Source organism: Thermodesulfovibrio sp. Kuro-1 (genome assembly GCF_006538445.1).
GTDB lineage: Bacteria > Nitrospirota > Thermodesulfovibrionia > Thermodesulfovibrionales > Thermodesulfovibrionaceae > Thermodesulfovibrio > Thermodesulfovibrio yellowstonii.
Genome location: NZ_BJKS01000003.1, coordinates 143,720 through 167,726 on the forward strand (window position 1 = coordinate 143,720; position 24,007 = coordinate 167,726).

Below are 24,007 nucleotides of genomic sequence, written 5' to 3' on the forward strand. Positions count from 1 at the left end.
TTTACTCCTCTTTAAGTTCTCTTATTTCTTCTGTGTCCACACTTTTTTTCAGATTAAAGTGAGCGATAAGGAGAGAAAGTCCTACAGCAACAGAACCTGCAGCAACAGCTATTGTAAATATTGCCAGCACTTGTCCTCTAATGTCATTCATGTAGTGAGAGAGTGCAACCAAGGCAAGATTAACTCCTGCAAGCATCACTTCAAGCGATACGAAAACAATTATTAGATTTCTGTTTATAAGGAGATTGATCAATCCCATACTAAAAATTAATCCAGCAAGTATGAGATAAGCTTCAAGAGGTATCATCTTTTCTCCTCCATGCTAATACCGAGACCGCAATCATCGGAATGAGTAAAATAACTCCAAGAATGAGCACAGCCAGAGAATATTCATTAAAAAGCATTGCACCGATGGCTTTTGTGTTACCCACATCATGAACGTATTTTATTGTATATTTTCCACTGTATTCAGCTTTAATAGATGAAAAAACAGCTAATAGCGTAGCAGTTATAGAAAGTCCAATAAGTAATCTTCCTTCAAGTATTGATGTATATCTTTTATGCTTTGGAAGTTGCCTCGCTCCAAGTAAAAACAAGGTAAAAAGAAACATAACCAGTATAGCACCTGCATAAACAATAACCTGAACCATAGCTAAAAATTCTGCATTAAGAAACAAGTATATAACTGCCACATGAAGAAAAAGAAGCAAAAGCCAGAGCACTGCATGGACAGGATTTTTTCTTGTAAGTGACATTATGGAAATGCCTAAAGTAGCAAGACAAAAATATGCAAATATAAAATATATCATAATGCAAACCTCTTGAATATAGCGATTATTATAATATTCAAAATTCCCGCTGGAATTAGCACTTTCCAGCCAATATTTAACAGCTGGTCAAACCTGTATCTTGGAAATGTTGCTCTAACCCAGATGTATAGGAATATGAAGGCATACACCTTTATAGCAAACCAGATTATTCCTGGAACTTTATCTAAGAATGGAAGTATATCAGTAATGAATTTTGGAATTGTCCATCCACCAAGGAAACAGAGGGCACATAGAGAAGCCATAATGTACATGGCAACATACTCAGCAAGGAAGAATAGAGCATATCTAAAGGCACTGTATTCCGTAAGATATCCTGCTACAAGCTCTGTCTCTGCCTCAGGTAGGTCAAAAGGTGCACGGTTTGTTTCTGCAAAGGCAGCAATGACGAAGACAACAAAGCCGATTATCTGCGGAATTGCATAGACTCCTAAGGCTGTATTGTGTTGGGCTATAACTATATCTCTTAAATTGAGGGAGCCTGCGGCAAGAACAACTCCAGCAAGGCTTAGTCCAAGAGCTATCTCATAAGAAAGAACCTGACTTGCCGAACGAAGTCCACCAAGGAAGGAGTACTTGCTGTTTGATGACCATCCAGCAAGTATTATTCCGTAAACAGAGACTGAAGCAGAGGCTAATATAAAAAGTAAGCCCACATTTAAATCGGCAAGGATAAAGTTAGAAGTAAAAGGGATAACTGTAAGATTAATCATTGTGAAGATTAAAACAATAAGGGGTGCAATTTGGAATATAAACTTTTCAGCATTTATAGGAACTATGTCCTCTTTAAAGAATATTTTTATGAAGTCGGCAATTGGCTGAAGCAGTCCATGAGGTCCTACTTCCATAGGTCCCATTCTTGCCTGTGCTCTGCCGATTATCTTTCTTTCTGCATAGGTTGTGTAAGCAACATGGGTAAGAACTATTCCAAAGACCACTGTTGTTTTAATTACCATTATGAGAAGCTCAATCATTTATTCTCCTCCACTGAAGAACTTTCAATAATCTCTCTAAAGCCTCTCCAAAGCTCTTTACCCTTAAGGGGATAATCTTTCCTTAGTGGATATCCATTCCAATCCTCAGGCATAAGTATTCTTCTAAGGTCTGGATGCCCAATAAATCTTGTTCCGAACATGTCAAAGCATTCTCTTTCATGCCAGTTTGCACCTTCCCATAAATCTGTAACTGAATCTAATTCTGGAGTCTCTTCGTTAACCTTTGCTCTAACTCTTATATGAAGCCTTCTCCAGATGCTGTAAAGATTGTAGACTACTTCAAACCTTGGTTTTTCAGGAGAATAATCAACACCGCATAGGTCTTGAAGATGATTGAATCCCTGTTGTTCTTTAAGCCATCTTAAAATCTCTTTAATTCTGCTGGGTCTTACAATTACTGAAACCTGTCCCCTGAACTCTTTTATTTCGATTACTTCCTCTGGAAATTGCTCTTTCAACTTATATGCAATCTTAAGAGATTCCTCGGTCGCTTTCGCTTCCTCGGAATGACGTGAAGAAAAAGTGGTTGGCTCAGATATTAATGGCTCTTCTTCTAAGACTCTCTCTATTTCCTGTGCCATGTGAGTGCTCCCATAAAGATTTCATAGATATATCCAATAAAAATCAGCAAGATAAATATAATCATCATCCAAAATCCCTCAAGGGATATGGCGTCAAAGGCAACTGCCCAAGGATAGAGAAAAATGACTTCCACATCAAAGACCACAAAGAGAATGGCAAGAAGGAAAAAGCCAATATAAAACCTCTCCTTTGGCTCTCCACTTGGAAGGTTTCCAGATTCGTAGGCAATAAACTTGATAGGATTAAATTTCCTTGGAGCTACAATCTTATTAACAATAAGTCCTCCCAAGCCAAAGACCGTGACAAATATCATGGCAATTAGAACAGGTAGATATTTGTAAGGTATATATGAACCTGGCTCCATTATTGACTTTCCTCCCTTCCAATGATTGGATTGGGCTGTCTTTTTCCAACGGAAAGTCTATCTCTACCAATTCCAGGCAAATACCAGAATTTATTCAAATATTCCTTCCTTTCGTACTGTCCAATAAATTCATCCCAGTTATTGAGAAGTCTATCTCTATTAAAGTAGTTTTCCTCTCTTGTGTAAGAGGCATACTCAAAATACTCAGTAAGAACTATTGCATTTACAGGACAGACTTCTTCGCAGTATCCGCAGAAGATACATCTTAATGCATCTATTTCATACTTCGTTAAAACTCTTGCTCCTGTTTCAGGGTTTATTGAATAGTCAATGTATATGCACTGGCTTGGGCATACCTGAGCACACTTTGTACAGGCAACACAGCGCTCCTTTCCTGTTTCGGGATCACGAACAAAGGCATGCCTTCCCCTGAAACCATCTTCAAGAGGTCTTTTCTGTTTTGGATATCTTATTGTTACAGGTGTTGTGAAAATTGTCTTGAAAGTAATTAATAATCCCTTAATTAGGTCAATGAAGAGTATCTTTTTCAGTAAATTGTTCATCGGTCAGCCTCTCCCATAACTATGTCCAGAGTTCCAATTATTGCTATTACATCTGCAAGAAGATGTCCCTCACAAAGCTTTGGAATTGCAGATATGTGAATAAATGAAGGCGCTCTAACTCTCATTCTGTAAGGTCTTCCTGAACCGTCACTCACTATATAAAAGCCAAGCTCACCTTTTGGCGCTTCTATGGCTGAATAGATTTCTCCTTTGGGCATTATTTCCTGTTTTTCCTCTGAAAATGCAATAAATCCATTCCAGAGAGAATCCCCTGATTCAATCTTTCTTTTTGCCTGATGGGGCAAATCAATATCAGGAGATTTATCTGATAAAATTTTTCCTTCTGGCATCTTTTCAATACATTGTTTTACAATCAGTACAGACTGTCTCATTTCCCTTATTCTGCATAAATACCTATCATAAGTATCCCCTTTTTCTCCAAGAGGTACTTCAAAATCAATTTCGCTGTATGCATCATATGGTATTTGTTTTCTTATATCGTAGTAAACTCCAGAACCTCTCAAAGCAGGACCTGTAAGTCCTAATAGAACTGCATCCTCTGGTGCGATGACTCCAACCCCTCGAGTTCTCGCAATCCAGATACGGTTTTCTGTAAGAAGTGTTTCATATTCATCAACTCTGATGAGCATTAAATCCATAAACTTATAAATCTCATCAAGAACATGCTCTTTTATATCAACCCTTACCCCTCCAATTCTTGGATAGCTAACCGTAAGTCGGGCACCACATATTTTTTCAAAAAACTGCAATATCTGCTCTCTCTCTCTGAATGCATAAAGAAACACTGTCATTGCACCAATGTCTAAGGCATGGGTAGCAAGCCAGAGAAGATGACTACTTAATCTGGTCATTTCAGATACCATTGTTCTTATAAATTTTGCCCGTGGTGGTGGTTCTATTCCCATAAGTCTCTCAACGGCAAGACAGTAACCAATATTGTTGGTCATACTTGAGATGTAATCAAGCCTGTCTGTAAGAGTCATTGCACCTGGATAGGTCTTACTTTCAGAGAGTTTTTCCACACCTCTATGTAAATAACCAACATCTGGCTTTATATTGATTACCCTTTCACCCTCAAACTCACAGAGAAGTTTCAGCACCCCATGAGTAGCAGGATGATGTGGTCCCATCTGAAGAACAAAGGTTGTGTCACTTACTTTTTCTATTTCCAGCTGCCCCATCTTCCTTCTTCCCTCATAATTTTTTCTTTCAATTTAAGCACACCATACATCAATGCTTCAGGTCTTGGTGGACAACCAGGAACATAGACATCTACAGGTAAAAACTGGTCAGCACCTTGAACAGTGCTGTAGGTATTAAATATTCCTCCTGTGCAAGCACAGCTTCCCATAGCTATGACATACTTTGGTTCTGGCATCTGGTCATAAACCCTTTTAACAATAGGTGCCATTTTGTATGTAACTGTTCCAGCTATGATTATTACATCTGCCTGACGTGGTGAGGCTCTAAAGAGTATTCCAAAACGGTCAAGGTCTAAATGGGATGCGCCTGCTGCCATCATCTCGATGGCGCAGCAGGCAAGACCAAAAGTGAGGGGCCAAAGAGAGTTTGACCTACCCCAGTTTACGACTTTGTCAAGAGTAGTAATTATGACATTGCTACCCTTGATTATCTTTGTTCCTTCTTCTACCTCAATAAGCTGTTTATCATTAGTAGAGGGAAGCATAGGTATCCTTCACAAACCTCTCTCTCTTGAGTTTTGAAGCCTCATCAGCAGAGACAAACTTCAATGCCTTTGTTGTGCACTTTGTAACACAAGCAGGCTTTAAACCCTGGTCTACCCTGTCCTTACAGTAATCACACTTTACAACTTTACCAGTCTCAGGATTCCACTGAGGTACTCCCCATGGGCAAGCCGTAATGCAAGATTTACAGCCAACGCAAAGAGACTGCTCAACAAAAACTATTCCATCCTTTGAACGCTTCTGCATTGCACCTGTGGGACAGGCTTTTACACACCAGGGGTCTTCACAGTGAAAACAGGGCATAAAGACAAATCTTTGTCTTGGAAGTCCTCCGATTAGTTTTATATCTGTTTCAATTATTCTACAAAGTCTCGGTCCTACGGGAAGTTCATTTTTTGTTTTACAGTGCACCTCACAGGCATAACAACCTATGCAACGGTCATGGTCTTGATATATATAGTAGATGCTCATATCTGTCCTCCCTTAAGCCTTCTTCACTCTTACAAAGTTTTCAAAAAGCGCACCTGTGTGGCTTCCATGTGCCATTTTGTCAAAAGCTCCGCTAAGAAGTCTACCTTCATTTAGTCCTTTACCGAAGGAACGGGTCTTCCAGGGCACTTCATTCTCAAATCCTCTATACATAAACACAGCCTCTGGGTGAATAAACGGAGTAACTTTAGCTCTAATTTTCCCAGAAAAATCTCCAGAAGATACCTCTACCCAGTCACCATTCTTTATTCCAAGTTTTGCTGCAGCTTTATCGTTTATCCAGAGTTCGTTTTCAGGAACAATCTCATTGAGATATCTGTTGTTATGGGTCTGCACATGGGTGTGCACTGCCATTCTTCCAAAGACAAGTCTGAACTCGCCCTCTTCAATGTTAGGCTTTGCAGGTGTTTGATGTTCATAGAAGAATGGAACTTCTCTTTCAGCCATCTTGCTTGAGAGAATTTCTACTTTACCTGAAGGAGTTTTGAATTTGAGCTCATCTCTTGAATACATTTTAGCATCTTTACAGAGAGCAACCTGTCCAGATTTATCGAAGTCCTCAATCTTAACTCCTGTTCCTTCAAGCTGATAATTCCAGAGTTCCTCTATTGTCTCAAAGGGCATATACTGTCCAACTCCATAGGCATGAAGAAGTCCCTTTGTTATCTCCCACTTGCCCTTTGTATCATAGATTGGCTTAATTGCCTGTCTTCTCATTATGAATGCAGGCTTTGCTCCTCTCTGAAGCCCTATCATGTCATCTCTTTCAAGATAGGTTGACTCTGGCAATATGACATCGGCATACCAGGCAGTGGCTGAATAGTTAGTGTCTATTGCCACTAAAAGGTCAAGTCCATCAAGGACTTCTTTAATATCTTTTAAGGTAATTCCTGCAAAGGGATCGTAACGAACTACAAAGAGAGCCTTCACAGGATAGGGCTCACCCTTTTTAATTGCTCTGTAAAGATGGAGAATGTGTCCTGCTCCATCGTAGAGAAATCCTTTACCTGCCTCAGCCTCAACTCTTTTTTCCTCAGGTGCAGGAATTTTCTCAAGGAGACTATTTAATCCTTTTGCTCCCACTTCCTTTGGTGTCTTTGCAAGAATCAAACCACCCTTCTGCTCTATGCTACCAAGTAGTGCATTAAGAATAATTACAGAACGGGCAAAATAGAAGGCATCCATATACCTTGCAGAAAACCAACCGGGATAGAGTATTACTCTTGGTTTTGCAGCACTCAAAGCCTTTGCTAAGTTAACTATTTCATAGGCAGGAATTCCTGTTTCCTTTTCAGCCCACTCAGGAGTGCAGTTTTTTACAAAGTTTTCAAGTTCTACAGTTCCATCAAAGAATTTATCAACAAAGTCTTTGTCGTAAAGATTTTCTTTTAAAATTACATGAATTAAAGCAAGATTGAAGGCATAGTCAGTGCCTGGTCTTATCTGATAGAACCTTGTTGCCTTTGTTGCAGTCTTTGATACTCTCACATCTAAATATGTGAGATCTGCTCCGTTTTCAAGAGCCTTAACAATATTGTTAACCTCTCTAACACCTAAGGCTTCAATGGCATTTCTGCCATAGAATACCATGTGTTTAGTATTGGCAAAGTCATATCCTACCTCGGGTCTACCGTAGCCAAGCAGAGTTTGATAGGCAAGGTCAACATTTTTTCTGCAGAAATCATCGTGGCTAAAGTAATTGGGAGAGCCCATTCCTCTTACAATAAGTCTCTGCATTTCTCCGAAAAGACCAGCTCCTCTGTCTAAAAGGGCTACGGTTCTTTTACCATACTTTGCCTGTATATCCTTGACTTTGTCTGCCACGTATTTGAAGGCCTCTTCCCAGCTTACCCTTTTAAACTGGCCCGAGCCTCTTTCGCCAGTTCTAATCATTGGATACTGAAGCCTTTCGGAGTCATAAAGAAGGGCAATTCCAGCAGAGCCCCTGGCACAGAGGCTTCCCTCCATGCCAGGAACGTAAGGATTCCCCTCTATCCATTTAACTCTACCGTCTTCTACTTCAACCCGAATGGGGCATCTTACGGAGCACATTCCACAGTTGCTGAATACTGAGTTCTTCATGTTAAACCCCTTTTAAAATATGCCAAGCAATTGTAAGGCTAATATTAAGAGACCGACGCAAGCAACCCTTTTTACCATTACAGGATTGAGTTTCTTTGCAATCTTAGGTCCTATATAACCACCAAGAATTGCCGCAGGAAACATTATTAAGAAGAATATTAAGTCAAAGTTTCCAAAGCCATAATGTCTAAACGTTCCCATAAGGGTATTGAAGAATATGGCAAGCAAAGAGCTACCCACGATAACATACATGGGAAGTCTTAAACCAACTGCCATGAGAGGAACCATAAATGGCCCGCCACCAAAGCCAAACATAGATGATGCAATTGCTATAAGAAATGCACCTGGAATACCTATTGCAAGATTTACTTTAAATTCCTGTCCCCAAAATTCTATTTTCATAGTTATTTACCTCCTTCTGCCTTTTTCTTTGCTTCTTCTTCTGCTCTCTTTCTAAACTCTTTAAGAATTGCCTGTTCTTTCTTGTTTTTCTCTAAGTATCTTGGAGTTGTCTGCCAAAACATTAGAGCAGCAAGAATTATAAGAACCCATCCAAAAAGGAATTTATACTGGTCAAGGGTTATAAGCTCCGTCAGTTTTGGACCAATAAATCCTCCGGCAAGCATGGCAAGCCCGAGAGTAACTCCAAGCTTCCAGTTGATAAATTTAATTTTTGAGTAGTTGTAAATTCCTGTGCCTTGGGAGAAAAGAACTGTTGGCATGACTGTTCCTGCTACAACTGTATGAGGAAGTCCAAACATTACAAGTATCGGGTTAAGAATAAATCCACCACCAGCACCCATCAAAACTCCAAAAGTTGTAATTGCCGCAGTAAGAAGGAATGGCCATATTACATTAACAGTCCTACCAGCATTTGGTAAATATACACTGGGAAATGTAACTGAGTTTTCAACTACAACCGGTTCACTCTTTATATCCTTGTCAACCTTTGCAACGACAAAATATTTTCCAGGAGCAGTGTTTGCTGGAAGTTCAATTGTAGCCTTAAATGTGCCATCTTCTGCTATTTTTAAGTTTGAAGAAAATACGTTACCAACGCTACGAAATCTTGCTTTAAGTAGCTGCATAGACCTGCGCTTATTCTCTTTTTCATCCATTGGTTCAAGCTTTGTTCCTCTTGAACCAATTATGCTTGCCCACAAAGACGTCTGATACCTATCAATTTTCAACTTTGCAGGATAACCGTAAACAGCATCGGCACCGGCATTTTTTATAACTTCAGAAACACTCCACTTTCCACCCTTTGCCTTAGCATCCTCTAAAACGGGCTTATATTTTTCAGGAACAATTAATCTGTAAAAGGCGGGCATATCATCAGTCATATAAAATATGTATGGCCTCTTACCAGTTTTGGGATCTGGGTCTGCGTCAAACCTTGCAGCTCTTACAGTTTTTTCAGCCCAGACTTCAATGTATACATCTTTGCCAGCTGGTGCTTTACCGGTGATTGTAAGTTTACCTCCACCTGAGAGATTTGTTTTATCTACGCTTACTGTAACAGTCTCTGCTGATTGTGCTTCCTTCGGAGCTTCTACAGGCTTCTGTTCTTGGGCTTTCTGTTCAGCAGGCTTCTGAGCCATTCCGGTAGAGACAAAAACCGTTAAAACAAAAAATACAACAAAGAAATTTAAAAATCGCTTCATAAATTCCTCCTCCTATTATCTGATTATCAAAACGGATTGAGTAGCATTTGATGCCACTTTTTGTGTGACACTTCCAAAGAGTGTTCTTTCTGTTGCATCCTTACCTTTTGAACCAATAACAATTAAGTCATAGCCATTTCTGGCATAATCAATGATTACATCAGCCGGCGAACCTTCAAGAATTATTGTCTCTCCTTTCACCCCCTTTTCATTTAAAATTTCCTGTGCTCTTTTGAGGTTGCCCTCAAATTCGGCCTTAAAAATTCCCTCAACTGTTGCACAGTCTACGCCAATCTCTAAAAAACAAACTTTCGGAATAACTGAGATAACTGTTATCTGAGAGCCAAATTTTTGTGCCAGCTTGATAGCTTCGTTCAAAGCTTTTTTTGACCATTCTGAGCCATCAAAACATACTAAAATTTTTTGCATGGTAAACCTCCTGAGAATTTCTCAAAAAAGAGAAAATGCAAAAGACTTGCCAGAAGATAAGTTATTGAAAATATTAGGAAACGCCCGATTTGAGATGTCCCATTAGGGACAGGCAAGAAGAGCTACTGTCCCAAATGGGACAGTAGCGACAGCTTATTGAGTTACTTTTTTTCTTACATAAGGAAGAAGTCCGCCACTTAGGAGAAGGTCTCTTTCTCTTTCATTTAAGTTCGAATAAACCTTAAAAGAGTTCTTTTTCGATAAGTTTATAACTTCATATTGCTGTTCACCTTTAATTGATTCAATCAAGCCATTGAGTTTTAAAATATCTCCCTGCTCTACTTTTTCATAATCCTCTGGATTTGTAAAAATTAGAGGCATGATTCCAAAGTTGATTAGATTGGCTCGATGAATTCTCGCAAAAGACTTTGCTATGACAGCTTTTATTCCAAGATACATTGGTGCGATTGCTGCATGTTCACGGGATGAGCCCTGTCCGTAGTTTTCACCACCTACAATGATACCACCGCCTTTATTTTTCGCATTCATCGCTCTCTCATAAAAAGTTTCGTCGAGATTTTTGAATGTAAACTTGGAAATCTCAGGGATATTAGACCTGTAAGGCAGCACCTGCGTTCCTGCTGGCAAAATATCATCGGTTGTTATATTGTCACCAAGTTTTAGCAAAACTTCTGCTTCAATGCTCTCCTCAAGGGGGGCTTTTACGGGGACTTCTTTTATGTTCGGTCCCTTAATTATTTTTGCCTCCTTTTCTTTGCGGGGCGGAATAAGCATATTATCATTTATTAAAAATGTCTCCGGGTCGTTAACTTCATTTATTTCTAAGTCTGTCTCTAAGGGATTTACTATCTCTCCATTTATGGCTGCAAGAGCACATACTACCGGTGATGCAAGACATACAAAGGCATCCTTTGTTCCTGAACGACCCTTAAAATTACGATTGTAGGAGCGAATTGAAACTTGACCGCTTCCAGGAGCACCGCCCATTCCAATACAGGGACCACAGGCAGATTCAAGTATTCTTGCGCCGGCTGCAATCATTGCCTCAATATCGCCTTCCCGAGCAAGCATCTGATATACCTGCTTTGAGCCGGGATTTATAAAAAGAGTAACCTCCTCATTTACAGTCTTTCCTTTAAGAATAGATGCAACTGTTTTCATCATATTGTAGGAAGAGTTTGTGCATGAACCAATGCAGACCTGATTAACCTTCATACCTTTAAGTTCTCTTACAGCAACCACATTGTCAGGGCTATGAGGTTGGGCTATCATTGGTTCAATCTCTGAAAGGTCAAGCTCGATTATCTCAGCATATTCAGCATCCCCATCGGCCTCAAGGGGAATCCATTGATGTCCTCTTCCCTGAGCTTTGAGAAATTTTAGTGTGTTTTCGTCGCTTGGGAAAATTGATGTTGTTGCACCAAGCTCTGCTCCCATGTTTGTAATTGTTGCCCTGTCAGTGACAGAGAGGTCTTTCACCCCCTCACCACCATATTCAAATATCTTTCCAACACCTCCCTTAACAGTGAGCATTTTAAGGAGAGTAAGTATAACATCCATCGCTGTAACATAAGGTCTTCTGAGTTTTCCAGAGAGATTTATCCTTACCACTTTCGGCATGGTAAACTCAAAGGGCATTCCTGCCATAACAGAGGCTGCTTCAAGTCCACCAACTCCGATTGCAATCATTCCCATGCCTCCGCCCGTAGGAGTATGGCTGTCTGTTCCGAGGGCAATTAGTCCAGGTGCAGCAAATCTCTCAAGATGAACTTGATGACATATTCCATTGCCTGGCCTTGAAAAATAAGCTCCAAAGCGGGCTGCAGCGGTTCTCAGAAAGAGATGGTCATCGGCGTTCATAAAATTGCTCTGAAGCATGTTATGGTCAACATATGAGACAGCAAGAGGCACTCTTACCTTATCCAAACCAATAGCCTCGAATTCAAGCCATGCCATTGTGCCAGTTGCATCTTGTGTGTAAACTTGGTCAACTCTTACGCCAATCAGTTCTCCTTCTTTTACTTTTCCAGATACAATATGAGCTTCCAGTATTTTCTCTACAATATTCTTACCCATTGACTCCTCCTTGTAATAAATAGAAACTGTTTAAAAACTTGTAATTTATTGAAAATCAATAAACTACAGAACAGCCTCTTTCCAATATAAAGAATCGCCTTCAGCCATGCCTCAGGATAACTCAAAAAAGGATTGTTCCTTACTTTATTAAAAATTAGTATAATATTATATCTTATAAAAATTCAAAAGGAGGATACTGTGCACTTTTTCAGCCACAAAAAAGGAGAACTTTATGCAGAAGATGTGCCAGTAAAGGAGTTAATCAATAAATTTGGAACTCCTCTTTATATTTACAGTTATGGCACTTTAATAAGACACATAAGAGCCTATGAGGAAGCTTTCTGTGAAGTTCCGCATATTATATGCTATGCTGTTAAGGCAAATTCTAACCTTGCCATCTTGAGAATTTTTGCTGAACTTGGTATTGGTGCAGATATTGTATCGGGGGGAGAACTTTTCAGAGCATTGAAAGCAGGAATAAAACCATACAAGATTGTTTTTGCAGGTGTTGGTAAAACAGATGAAGAGATAGAATATGCTTTGAAAAATAACATACTTATGTTCAATGTAGAATCTGAAGCAGAACTTCATAAAATTAATGAGAAAGCTAAAAACCTTAAAAAAGTAGCTTCAGTTGCCTTAAGAGTGAATCCTGACATAGACCCAAAAACTCACAAATACATTGCTACAGGACTAAAAAGCAGCAAATTTGGAATCCCTATTGAAAAAGCTCTTGATTATTATAAACTCGCTAAATCAATGAAAAATATAAAAGTTATAGGAATTCACAAACACATCGGTTCTCAAATTACAGAAACTTCTGCATATGTGGAGGCTTTGAACAAAATTCTTTCTCTCTATGACCAGCTCGCAAACTATGACATGGAAATTGAATACATTGATATTGGAGGCGGACTGGGAATAACCTACAGAGACGAAGAACCTCCTCATCCAAAGGAACTGGCAGATGTATTAATACCTCTGGTAAAAAATAAAAAAGGCAAACTAATAATTGAGCCTGGAAGATCAATTGTAGGAAATGCAGGAATCCTTGTTACAAAGGTTCTTTATACCAAAGAGACAGAGCAGAAAAACTTTATCATAGTAGATGCAGGTATGAATGACCTCATAAGACCAACTCTTTATGGCTCTTATCATGAAATTCAACCTGTAACTCCCGGGAAAAAAGAGAAAATAGTAGCAGATATTGTTGGACCTATATGTGAATCAGGTGATTTTCTTGCAAAAGACAGAGAAATTGAGAAAGTATCTGCTGGAGAGTATCTGGCAGTTATGAGCGCAGGTGCCTATGGATTCAGTATGTCCTCTAACTATAATAGTCGTCCAAGAGTTGCAGAAGTTCTTGTTAAAGGTGACCAATATGCACTTATAAGAAAACGTGAAACCTATAAAGATTTAATAAGGAATGAAATTGTACCGGAGGAGTTACTCTAATGGAAAAGATCAATTTTGTAAAAATGCATGGACTTGGTAATGACTTTATATTGATTGATTGTCTTAAAAATGATTTGCCAAAACCTCAAGAATTCGCAATTCATTACTGTAATCGTCGTTTTGGCATTGGTGCAGATCAACTCCTGCTTTTGTATCCATCTCAGATAGCAGATTTTAAGATGAAAATTTTTAATGCCGACGGCTCTGAAGTTGAAATGTGCGGAAATGGTATAAGATGTTTTGCAAAGTACATATGGGACAGAGGATTATCAAATAAAGATGTTCTTGAGGTGGAAACTCTTGCCGGAATTATTAAGCCAAAGAAAGTTGGAGAACTTGTTCAGGTTGATATGGGAAAGCCAGAGTTTCATCCTAATAAAATTCCAGTTGATGTAGAAGGAGACTCTGCCTTTGATTTAATGCTTGAAGTATCTGGATGGCATGCAAGAATAAACTGTGTAAGTATGGGAAACCCCCATGCTGTGATATTCCTTGATGAAGAGCCTAAAAACTTTGCTGTTACAAAATACGGACCACTGATTGAAAACCATCCAATTTTTCCCAAAAGAACAAATGTTGAATTTGCTTATGTAAAAAACTCTTCTGAGATTGTGATGCGTGTCTGGGAAAGAGGAGCAGGAGAAACTCTTGCCTGCGGGACAGGAGCCTGTGCTACTGCAGTAGCCGCTATGGTTAAGGAATTTACAAACAAAAAAGTCACTGTACATCTGCTTGGTGGAGACCTTTTAATTGAATGGGCTGCTGATGGACATGTTTATATGACAGGACCAGCTCAGGAGGTTTTTGAAGGAGTTGTAAAAGTTCCACAAATTGGCTGAAAATCACAAAATTTACATTTATTTTTAAAATCAGAGGTTGGTTCAAAAGGTGTATTTTTATCTTTAATCTCATTAAGCAAGGTTTGCAAAATAATTGAAACAATTTTTATACCTTCTTCTTGATCTATCTGAGTAAACGGATCAAATCTAACTTTTTCATCATTTATTAAAGATTTTCCAAGTAAAAAATAATGCCCCTTCAAATTAAGAGGATTAATGCTATATTTTCTTGAATATAGAAGCATGTATATAGGAATTTGAAGACTGCCAATATATTTTGACCAACTTTGTCTATCTGATATATCAAGTTTATCAAATTTTATTTTATAGTTATTTTCATTTCCTGATGTTTTATAATCAACAATTATAATAGAGCTATCAATGTTTTCAACCAAGTCTATCCTGTATTTAAAGCTTGTGTCAAATAGGCTTTCTTCTATAAGTTCTTCCACTTCAAGAATTTTCAATTGATGTTCTTTAGCCATTTTTCTGTAGTATTCTATTAATTCAGATAGTCTTTGAAGTATCTGAAATTTTATTAAATAGAGATTGCCTGTTATTTTACTACCATACTTTTTCAAAAATATATCGTTGACAATTAGTTCAATATCATTTCCAAAATCTCCTGGATGAAGTTTTTTTCCTTTTCTTAATTTAAAATATTGTTTAAGTGATTCATGGACAATTATGCCGATATCAGAATGTTCAATCTCTGTAGAAATATCTTTTTTCTTTATTAACTTAAGTATGTAAAAATAGTAAAACTTTAACCCGCAATCAAGATAGACATCAATGGCTGATGGTGAGAGACAAAGACTGTTTATAATTGTCATTATTTGTTCTGTTTTATAAATTTCTGAAGGTCTTTTTGCTGCCAGATTTACTGACCATGAAATTGATTTTATTGGTATATTAAGTTTCTCGGAAACACTTTTTTCTATTTCCCATATAATTTTTTCAATAAATCTTGACCTTTCATTTTTATCATTCTTTATGTAACAAAGATGCACCTCTTCTGCATTATTAACTAAAAGGGAAAAGTAGTAATAAATAAGCTTTTCTCTATCTTGATAGACAGGTAAGTCAATAATTTTTCTTACGCTATAAGGTAGTAGATAATCTTCAGAAAGATCTGGGAAAACACCTTCATTTAAATCAAGAAAAATAACTTTTTTAAATTTGATATTCCTCGTCTCAAGAAATCCTAATATTTGCAACCCTTTTAATGGTGTTCCATGGAAAGGGACATTTTCAAATATTACAAGATTTTTAAAAAAATTGAAATAAGACTCTATATGTTCAAATTGAAAAGATTTTATTGTAGAGTTAGCTATTTTTTCAAATTGAGCAATAAAAAATTCAACATAAGGATAAAATAAATAATGAAATCTTGCTGTAGTTTTCTCATAAATAAAAAGCAAAACATCCTTGCAGTTATTTATAAATTCTTCAATGTTTCTAATTATTATAAATTTCTTTATTGTATTGTTATGAATTAGCTTGATATGCTCTTTTATATCATCAACTGTAAGATTAAAATCTTTCAAATTTGCTGATATTATTTCAGGCACTTCTTTTTCTAACCATTCAAGCTCAACAAATGGAGGAATTTCTTCAGATCTGAATAAATCTTCTATTTGATGAAAAATTATTCTACTTAGTTCAGCGCTGTTTTTCACAAGAACATTTTTTGTATATGGATGGAGTACAAACTTAAAATAAGCTGGAACGTAAATTTGATTATTTTCCATTGAGTTTACTGCTTCAAAAAGATTATTAAAAAAACCATAAATTGGAGTTCTTGATAAAGGATATCCCATTGATATGTTATAATCCTCATCTTTTAAAAATGTAATACCCTGTCTTAATAAGGGGAAAAGTGTATCAGATTTTGGTAAAACTATCACTGTTTTTTCATCAATTGGAAAGTTTTCTATAAGGTGTCCAACTACTTTGACTTCTGCATGAGTATCAGGACAGCTATATAAATTGATCTTATCAAAAAGTTTTTTATCAAATTTCACTTCTTCTTGGAAAAGAAAATAGAAATTTTTTAAAGTCGCTAATTTTTGTAATATTTTTTTTTCAGAAGCTGTAAAAGCAAAAAAACCAGCATAAATTAAATTGTTAAATTTTAAATAACTTTCTAAATCATCACTATCTGCTAATTTTCTATATCTCAATGCTCTTGTGCATAGATTTCTATCTATTAATTCCTTATAAAAGTCTTCATAAACAATAGATAGAAATCGTAATTTTTCCTGAGATTTAGCTGGAATATCAATAAGCGTTTCTACTTCTTTAAGTTGATGTATAGAGATTCCCTCTATATATAGTTCTTCAAAAAGATTAAAAAGCTTAAATCCAAAGGAAATAAAATTGTCAAATTTTCTAAAAAATGTTGTCAATAAATCATGTCTTAAACAAATTTCGTAAATAATTCCAACAGCTTCAACTGCTTCAATAAAACAGGCATTGCTTATTTTCTTAAATAAAAAGTTTACAAATTCATCTGCTGAAAAAATCAAAGGTGGAATAAAAGAGTGGTTTAGTCTCTGAGCAAGGGCTTTTTTTAAATAATATGAAGGTCTCTTACCAGGGAAAACAACGAGATTTTTAGAATAGTCATAGTTTTGAAATTCAAGCATTTCTATAACTTTTTGAATTAAATCATCAGAATGACCAACTACAACAATTTGTTCATCTTTCAGGAAACTTAGTTTCAATGTATTACTCAATCTGTTTAACCTCTCTTAAATCAAGATAGTAAAGATATCCATTGATTTTTTTATCTTTGAAAATTTCTGATAGTATATTCATATAAAGTTTTACCTGTAAAAAATGCTCCTTCTGAGGATGACCTGTTTTGTAATCAATTACAGTAACACTTTCTTTATCCTCAACAACTCTGTCAACTCTGTGAATGACACCGTTTTTGTCTATAATTTCAAATTCATTCAAGACTTTTTCATGCATTAAACTGAAAAATTTTTTTATATCAGGATGATTTATCATATCAATTATCAATTCCTTTATCTCTGAAGCTGAAAAATTACCATAAAACTCTTTATTCAATATTTCTATCTGACTATTTAGTTTTTCCAAAACTTCTTCGTTAGCATATTCTATTTGTTCAAGAATTTTGTGTATAAACTCGCCTCTATTCTTTTCAGCGAAATGAACTATCTCATTTGACACGGAAAAATCAAATAATACTGGATAATGACTAGCCCGAATTTCTAAAGATTTAGGTAGTATTACTGATTCATCTTTAAATAATTTATTACCGATGTTATTATTAAGGTATTCTGAAAGAATATCAAATGGAAATTTATCTTCATTATCAGTCCTGCATAAAATATATAATTCATCTTCTGCTCTTGTAAATGCAACATAAAGAGTATTCAACATCTCTGCAAGTTCTGATTTTTTCAAATCCTCTTTTATCTGTAAAAGAAATTCATTTTTCTCTGCCATCTTATCAGTAACTTTTAAAATATGTATGCCCTCTTCTACGTCATGGAGAACATATCTATTTTTTGGAGTATGTTCATTCTTTAAATAGACAAAAACAATGGGGAAGCCTAATCCTTTGGCTTTATGGATAGTCATAACCTGTATAGCATTTATATCTGTTCCAAGATTTATGTTCCATATAGTTTCGTCATCCCCGGGACTTTCAAAAAAGTCTATCAATGCTTTAATATTGCTGTATCCTTTTTCTTCAAAATTTTTGATAAGCTCAAGTAATTTAAGAAACGTTGCCTCTTCATCTGGCATAGTCTCAAACACTTTAAAAGTACTTAACGCAACAGAAAGTAAATCATAAACTGGCAAATATCCTGAAAAACGAAAGAGGTCTTTAAAATATCTGCCCCAAATATGAGGAAAATCTTTTTCAAAAAATTTATAAAGTGGAGATTTATCCCTATATTTTAAGAGAAATTCATCAGGGCAGAAATCTATTCCTTCATTGTTAATTAAATTTTTGAATATATCACTCAACAAAAAAGCTGAAAAAGAAAAATCATCTATCGGAGAATCAAGAAATTGAAGAAAGCTTAAAATCTCTGAAGTAACTTTTCTTTTTCTAACATCAAGACTGCTGTAAGATATAAATGGTAATTGTAAATCATTTAACCATTGTGTTATGTTAACAACCTGTTCATTTTTAAAAGCAAGAATTGCTATATCTTTGAAAAGATAACCCCTATTAGTGACATCATATATGGTTTCAACAAGATATTTTTTTATATTGGTTTCTTCCTCTTCATCTTCACTGAATGTTTTAAGCTCAACATAGCCTTTTTCAAAAAATTTCTCTTCTGCAATCTGCTCACACTCATGAAGTCCTGTATATCTGGCAGGTTCACTATAAATAGGATGGTTTGAAATTTTATCTTTAAAAATTTTCATTATAAAATCAATAATTACTTTCTTGCTTCTATAATTTTTATCAAGTGTTTTAACTATCTTGTTTGCTGATGGGAACACTTCATTTTGCTCCAATGTTTTCATTATTTTATAATCTGCACCCCGAAAATTATATATAGCCTGCTTTGTATCACCAACAACAAAAAGACTTCCATTTTCAGCAAGTGCATTTTCAATTAAAAATTTTATGTTATTCCACTGCAATGGAGATGTATCCTGATATTCATCTATAAAAAAATGATGTATTTTTTCTCCGAGTCTAAAATATATATCAGGAACAATTAAGTTATTAAGATATTTAGAAAGCATTTTATTGATATCTTCAATAAAAATCTTAAACTCTTTTTGTTTTATTTGACTCAGTAAATTTTCAAATCCTTTGTAAACTTCAAGATATGGTAAATAAAAAGTTAATGCATAATAAAAAGCATATTTATTTAGAATATCAATAAAATCGCTCCACAAGTTAACGATTTTTTCATATTTCGGTAATAGAGTTGAATTTTTAGGTTTATTTACAGGTGCTTTCTTAATCCCCCTTTCTAAAAGTTCTCTAAAATTTTTATTTTCAATTATTCTATCAAAATCATCCAGAATCTTAGTTGAACGGGTTAGTTCAAGCCCTGAATCATTAATTTCTTTCTTCAGAAGTTGCATCATTTTTGTAAGTTCAACCTCAATATTATTTTTCATTTCTATATATTCCCCGGCAACTATAAACTCCTTGTCAGTACTATAAATTTTGGAATGTAATCCTTTAATTTCATTAAAAATTGCATCCGCTGGGTTCCAGAGGTATGTTTTACTGTTTAAACTTATAATTTTTATAACCTTTTCAAAAAAATCGGCTTTAATAGAATTTTCTTCAATATCCTTTAAAAACAAATCATAACTGTATTGCATGAGAGATTGATTATTCATAAGAATTTCAAAATCTGGATTATAATCAAAATCAATTGCTGAAGCTTTAAAAACTGAAGTCATAAAACTATCAATAGTTTTTACTTGAAAATCTGAATAATTGTTGAGTATTTCATCAAGTATTTGTCCAGCTTTAAGGGAAAGTTCTTCAGGAGATAGCCTTAGAAGTTCTGACAATCTATTTAAAGAATTTTCTTCTTTGCAATATAAATTCTTGAGCCATTCTATTATTCTATCTTTCATTTCATAGGAAGCATTGTTAGAAAAAGTTATGGCAAGAATATTTTTTAATGAATTATTTGGAATATCATCTGAAAGCAAAAAATATACAAATCTTTCGGTCAGGGCTGTGGTTTTTCCCGAACCAGCAGATGCTTTCAGAATAATATAATGTGGAAATTGGAGCTCTAAGCTCTTTGTCATTAATTTAGTTTAATACATTACAAATCCCTTAATCTATTAAGAACTAAACTGAAGCTCTTATAACTTCCCTCCCTTTTTCTTTTAATTTTGCATGTGCTGCTGCAAGTTTAGCTATTGGAACTCTATAAGGGGAGCAACTCACATAATTAAGACCGATTTTATGACAAAATTCAATTGATGCAGGGTCTCCTCCATGTTCTCCACAAATACCAAGCTTGAGATTTTTATTCGTTTTCCTTCCCCTTTTAACCGCAATTTCCATAATCTGACCAACACCCTCAGTATCTATTGATATAAATGGGTCTTCATCAATTATTTTATGGTCAATATAAAAAGGCAAAAACTTACCTGCATCATCTCTTGATAGTCCATAAACAGACTGAGTTAAGTCATTCGTTCCGAAAGAGAAAAACTCCGCTTCCTGAGCAATCTGGTCAGCTGTTATAGCAGCACGGGCAAGTTCTATCATGGTACCTACAGAATATTTGATTTTGACATTATAAGCTTTCATAACTTCTTCAGCTGTTCTTACTGTTAAATCTTTCATTATTTTGAGTTCATTGACATGGGCAACAAGAGGAATCATTATTTCTGGAATTACTTTTATCTTTTTCTTTGCCAATTCGCAGGCTGCCTCCATTATTGCTCTTACCTGCATTTCATAAACTTCTGGATAAGTTATTCCAAGACGACAGCCTCTATGTCCAAGCATAGGATTGAATTCTTCAAGAGATTTAATCTTTGCTTTTATTCTTCTTACAGAAACTCCCATATCATTTGAAAGCCCTTCTATTTCTTCTTCTGTTTTTGGTAAAAATTCATGAAGTGGTGGATCAAGAAGTCTTATTGTTACAGGCAATCCCTTCATCTCCTTGAAAATACCAATGAAATCTTCTTTCTGATAAGGTTTGATTTTATCAAGAGCTTTTCTTCTCTGTTCAACAGTATCTGAAACAATCATCTCTCTGAATGCTTTAATTCTTTCTGCATCAAAAAACATATGTTCAGTTCTACAAAGCCCTATTCCTGTAGCACCAAAATCTCTTGCAACACGAGCATCCTTTGGAGTATCAGCATTTGCCCTTACCTGAAGTCTGCTAATTTCTTCAGACCATTTCATGATTGTATAAAACTCCTGTGGAAGTTTAGGCATTACAAGAGGTGCTTCACCAAGAATAACCTCTCCTGTTGTTCCGTTTAATGTTATATAATCACCTTCTTTAACTTTAATATCTGAAACTGTAAAATATTTTTCTTCTTCATTAATATTGATCGCTCCACAACCAACAACACAGCATTTCCCCATTCCTCTTCCTACAACTGCTGCATGAGATGTCATACCTCCCCGTGCTGTTAAAATCCCTTGAGCTGCAGCCATTCCTCCAATATCTTCTGGGGAAGTCTCATTTCTAACAAGAATAACTCTCTCTCCTTTTTCTGCCCACTCTTCAGCATCCTGCGCAGAGAAAACAACCCTACCAACTGCTGCTCCAGGGCTTGCTGGTAAACCTTTAGCAATTACTTTAACATTTGCTGTTGAATCAATTGTAGGATGAAGAAGTTGATTCAACTGTTCAGGTTCAATTCTTAAAAGAGCTGTTTTTTTATCAATAAGTTTCTCATTAACCATATCTACAGCAATTTTTATAGCTGCTGCTGCTGTTCTTTTTCCAACTCTTGTCTGAAGCATGTAGAGTTTTCCTTCTTGAATAGTAAACTCTATATCAAGCATATCCCTATAATGTTTTTCAAGCTTCTCGCATATTTTTTCAAGTTGTGCATAAATTTTAGGCATTCTTTTCTTAAGTTCTTCAATTTTAAGAGGCGTTCTGATTCCTGCTACAACATCCTCACCCTGTGCATTAGGTAGAAACTCTGCAAAAAATCTCTTTTCACCTGTAGATGGATTTCTTGTGAAACCTACACCTGTTCCAGAATTTTCACCCATATTACCATAAACCATTGCAACTATATTACAGGCTGTGCCAAGATCATCTGGTATTCCATGAAGTTTTCTATATGTAACAGCTCTGTCACCATACCATGAATCAAAAACTGCTTTAATTGCCATTTTAAGCTGTTCATAGGGGTCTGATGGAAATTCTTTGCCTGTTTCCTTTTTATACAACTCTTTATATTTTTTTACAATTGCTTTAAAATCTTTTGCATCAAGCTCTGTATCTAATTTGACACCTTTTTTCTCTTTAACTTTATCAAGTAAATCTTCAAATTTCTTCCTATCTATATCAGTAACAATACTTCCAAACATTGTTATAAATCGTCTATAGGTATCATAAGCAAATCTTTCATTATTGGTTTTATCTATAAGCCCCTTTAAAGTATCATCATTAAGTCCAAGATTGAGGACAGTATCCATCATTCCAGGCATTGAAAATTTTGCACCTGATCTTACTGATACAAGCAGAGGATTTTTGGGATCGCCAAATTTACATCCCATAGATTTTTCAACTCTTTTAAGATGAGTTAAAACCTCCTCCCACATTCCATTGGGAAATCTTTTTCCCTGCTTGAAATATTCGCGACAAGCTTCGGTAGTGATAGTAAATCCTGAAGGAACAGGAATGCCTAAATTGGTCATCTCTGCAAGTCCAGCTCCTTTACCTCCTAATAAATCTTTCATCTGAGCTGTTCCTTCTGCTTTCCCATCTCCGAAGTAGTAAACATATTTTTTGTTAATCTTTGATTGTTTGGTTTTTGAAACTTTTTTTAGAGGCTTTGTTTGTTTTTTAGTCTTTGATGCCATTTGTAAAGTCCTCCTAAGTGAAAATTATTTATGTAGCTATTCATATTACAATGATAAAGAAATTTTTTTCAAGAAAATCTTGACTTTTTTAAAAAACTATTTTCAAACTAAGCTTCATGGAAAAAATATTTGTTAAGCCTTTAAAAAGACACGGTAGTTTATGGATCTATCAAAATGAAATTTTGTCAGATATTACACATATCAATGCTGGTAGTTTGGTAAAAGTATTTGAAGAAAAAACAAATAAAATCATAGGCACAGGTTACATAAATCCTCAATCAGTTATAGCAGTACGGCTTCTCAGCTTCGGAGATGAACAAATTAATAAGAATTTTCTACGTGAAAGAATTCAAAAGAGCCATAAATACAGAGAAGACTTTTTGGGTTTAAAGGAAAGCTATAGATTAATCTTTAGTGAATCCGACTTCTTACCAGGATTAATAGTTGATAAATACGGTAAATGCCTTGTCATTCAGATATTAACTGCAGGAATGGAAAGATTGAAGGATTTAATTGTAGAAATACTTGATAAATTGCTTGTTCCTGAAGTAATTATCTTAAGGAATGACGCTCAACCAAGAGTCAAAGAAGGATTAAAGGTTGAAAAAATGGTTATAAAGGGTTGTGTTGATAACCTAATAATGACCAAAGAAGACGATTTAAAATTTTATTTTGACCCTTTGCATGGGCAAAAAACAGGTTTTTTTCTTGACCAGCGAGAAAATAGACTCTATCTTAAAAGCCTCATAAGCTCAGGCGAAGGACTTGATTTATTCTGTTATGTAGGTGCATGGAGTATACATTTAGCTAAAAGGGGAGCAAACATAACAGGCATTGACAGTTCTGAAAAAGCAATTGAAATTGCAAAACAGAATGCAATGCTGAACAATGTGCAAGATAAATGCAGATTCATAAAAGCTGATGTCTTTGATTATCTCAGATGGGAAGCAAAAAAGGGTAAAAAATATGATTTCATCGTGGTAGACCCACCTGCCTTTGTTAAATCAAGACAGGAAAAGAAAGATGCTATTGAAAGTTATGTTAATCTAAACAGGATGGCTTTAAAGCTGTTGAGAAAAAACGGTATTTTAGCGACTTCTTCTTGTTCTCAACATATTTCTGAGACTGATTTCTTAGAAATAATTAAAAAGACGTTTAAAGCTTCTAAAAAAACAGGAATACTTCTGTATAAAGGAACACAAAGCAAAGACCACCCGATTCTTCTTACAATGCCCGAGACATCCTACCTAAAGTGTTTAATGCTTAGAGTATTTTAGAAGGGGCTCAGAACCATTTATTTATAACGCTGAAAACCAATTTCTGAACAGTATCCCATTAGAAATAGTAAAAAA

At 35.6% G+C, this 24,007-nt stretch carries 20 protein-coding genes; 3 read left to right on the plus strand and 17 right to left on the minus strand.

From position 1 onward, the window contains the following. Position 1: 1 nt before the first annotated feature. From nuoK to FLY87_RS04820, 14 genes are all read right to left on the minus strand, one after another. Positions 2–307 carry an NADH-quinone oxidoreductase subunit NuoK gene (gene nuoK / locus FLY87_RS04755; RefSeq protein WP_012545269.1) on the minus strand — a complete coding sequence of 102 codons (306 nt, stop codon included), beginning with the start codon at positions 305–307 and terminating at the stop codon, positions 2–4. Next, the gene (locus FLY87_RS04760; protein ID WP_012546215.1) at positions 294–809 is read right to left on the minus strand and encodes an NADH-quinone oxidoreductase subunit J; all 516 of its coding nucleotides are present in this window, start codon (positions 807–809) and stop codon (positions 294–296) included. Before FLY87_RS04760 ends, nuoK begins: the two co-directional genes overlap by 14 nt. Then, the gene (gene nuoH, locus FLY87_RS04765; RefSeq protein ID WP_012545198.1) at positions 806–1,801 is read right to left on the minus strand and encodes an NADH-quinone oxidoreductase subunit NuoH; all 996 of its coding nucleotides are present in this window, start codon (positions 1,799–1,801) and stop codon (positions 806–808) included. The genes FLY87_RS04760 and nuoH overlap by 4 nt, the downstream gene beginning before the upstream one ends. After that, complete coding sequence (locus tag FLY87_RS04770) at positions 1,798–2,403, minus strand: NADH-quinone oxidoreductase subunit C (protein ID WP_141266397.1); 606 nt, start codon at positions 2,401–2,403, stop codon at positions 1,798–1,800. The genes nuoH and FLY87_RS04770 overlap by 4 nt, the downstream gene beginning before the upstream one ends. Next, positions 2,388–2,768 (minus strand): NADH-quinone oxidoreductase subunit A, encoded by a 381-nt coding sequence (locus FLY87_RS04775; protein WP_141266399.1) that lies wholly within the window; start codon positions 2,766–2,768, stop codon positions 2,388–2,390. The genes FLY87_RS04770 and FLY87_RS04775 overlap by 16 nt, the downstream gene beginning before the upstream one ends. Beyond that, positions 2,768–3,331: an NADH-quinone oxidoreductase subunit NuoI gene (gene nuoI, locus FLY87_RS04780; RefSeq protein WP_141266401.1), complete on the minus strand. Its 564-nt coding sequence runs from the start codon at positions 3,329–3,331 to the stop codon at positions 2,768–2,770. The genes FLY87_RS04775 and nuoI overlap by 1 nt, the downstream gene beginning before the upstream one ends. Continuing rightward, a complete protein-coding gene (locus FLY87_RS04785; protein ID WP_141266403.1) occupies positions 3,328–4,533 on the minus strand; it encodes an NADH-quinone oxidoreductase subunit D in 1,206 nt (401 codons plus the stop codon). Before FLY87_RS04785 ends, nuoI begins: the two co-directional genes overlap by 4 nt. Then, a complete protein-coding gene (locus tag FLY87_RS04790; RefSeq protein ID WP_141266405.1) occupies positions 4,515–5,039 on the minus strand; it encodes an NADH-quinone oxidoreductase subunit B in 525 nt (174 codons plus the stop codon). Before FLY87_RS04790 ends, FLY87_RS04785 begins: the two co-directional genes overlap by 19 nt. Then, entirely contained in the window at positions 5,023–5,529 is a 507-nt protein-coding gene (locus FLY87_RS04795; RefSeq protein WP_012545501.1) for a 4Fe-4S dicluster domain-containing protein, read from the minus strand. The genes FLY87_RS04790 and FLY87_RS04795 overlap by 17 nt, the downstream gene beginning before the upstream one ends. 12 nt (positions 5,530–5,541) lie before the next feature. Beyond that, complete coding sequence (locus FLY87_RS04800; RefSeq protein WP_141266408.1) at positions 5,542–7,629, minus strand: molybdopterin-dependent oxidoreductase; 2,088 nt, start codon at positions 7,627–7,629, stop codon at positions 5,542–5,544. A 12-nt stretch (positions 7,630–7,641) separates the two neighbouring features. After that, positions 7,642–8,031, minus strand: a complete 390-nt coding sequence (locus tag FLY87_RS04805; RefSeq protein WP_141266410.1) for a sulfite exporter TauE/SafE family protein — start codon at positions 8,029–8,031, stop codon at positions 7,642–7,644. 2 nt (positions 8,032–8,033) lie between these two features. Then, complete coding sequence (locus FLY87_RS04810; RefSeq protein ID WP_141266412.1) at positions 8,034–9,293, minus strand: sulfite exporter TauE/SafE family protein; 1,260 nt, start codon at positions 9,291–9,293, stop codon at positions 8,034–8,036. 15 nt (positions 9,294–9,308) lie between these two features. After that, on the minus strand, positions 9,309–9,722 hold the full coding sequence (locus FLY87_RS04815) for a universal stress protein (RefSeq protein WP_141266414.1): 414 nt from the start codon (positions 9,720–9,722) through the stop codon (positions 9,309–9,311). A gap of 153 nt (positions 9,723–9,875) precedes the next feature. Further along, a complete protein-coding gene (locus tag FLY87_RS04820) occupies positions 9,876–11,819 on the minus strand; it encodes an aconitate hydratase (RefSeq protein ID WP_141266416.1) in 1,944 nt (647 codons plus the stop codon). A 198-nt stretch (positions 11,820–12,017) separates the two neighbouring features. On the opposite strand from FLY87_RS04820, the gene lysA reads away from it, so the two are divergent. Then, on the plus strand, positions 12,018–13,274 hold the full coding sequence (lysA, locus tag FLY87_RS04825; protein WP_141266418.1) for a diaminopimelate decarboxylase: 1,257 nt from the start codon (positions 12,018–12,020) through the stop codon (positions 13,272–13,274). Positions 13,275–13,282: 8 nt separating this feature from the next. Further along, entirely contained in the window at positions 13,283–14,113 is an 831-nt protein-coding gene (dapF, locus tag FLY87_RS04830) for a diaminopimelate epimerase (protein WP_028842728.1), read from the plus strand. Here the strand turns inward: dapF and FLY87_RS04835 are convergent. From FLY87_RS04835 to ppdK, 3 genes are read right to left on the minus strand one after another with little or no spacing between them, the layout of a single operon-like run. Continuing rightward, entirely contained in the window at positions 14,068–16,851 is a 2,784-nt protein-coding gene (locus FLY87_RS04835; RefSeq protein WP_181405989.1) for a PD-(D/E)XK nuclease family protein, read from the minus strand. The genes dapF and FLY87_RS04835 overlap by 46 nt on opposite strands. Further along, complete coding sequence (locus FLY87_RS04840) at positions 16,844–19,891, minus strand: exodeoxyribonuclease V subunit beta (protein WP_141266419.1); 3,048 nt, start codon at positions 19,889–19,891, stop codon at positions 16,844–16,846. Before FLY87_RS04840 ends, FLY87_RS04835 begins: the two co-directional genes overlap by 8 nt. A 43-nt stretch (positions 19,892–19,934) precedes the next feature. Then, positions 19,935–22,589, minus strand: a complete 2,655-nt coding sequence (gene ppdK, locus FLY87_RS04845) for a pyruvate, phosphate dikinase (RefSeq protein WP_028842726.1) — start codon at positions 22,587–22,589, stop codon at positions 19,935–19,937. Between the two features lie 182 nt (positions 22,590–22,771). Between ppdK and FLY87_RS04850 the strand changes: the two genes are divergently transcribed. Further along, positions 22,772–23,932, plus strand: a complete 1,161-nt coding sequence (locus tag FLY87_RS04850) for a class I SAM-dependent rRNA methyltransferase (protein WP_141266421.1) — start codon at positions 22,772–22,774, stop codon at positions 23,930–23,932. Positions 23,933–24,007 lie beyond the last annotated feature (75 nt).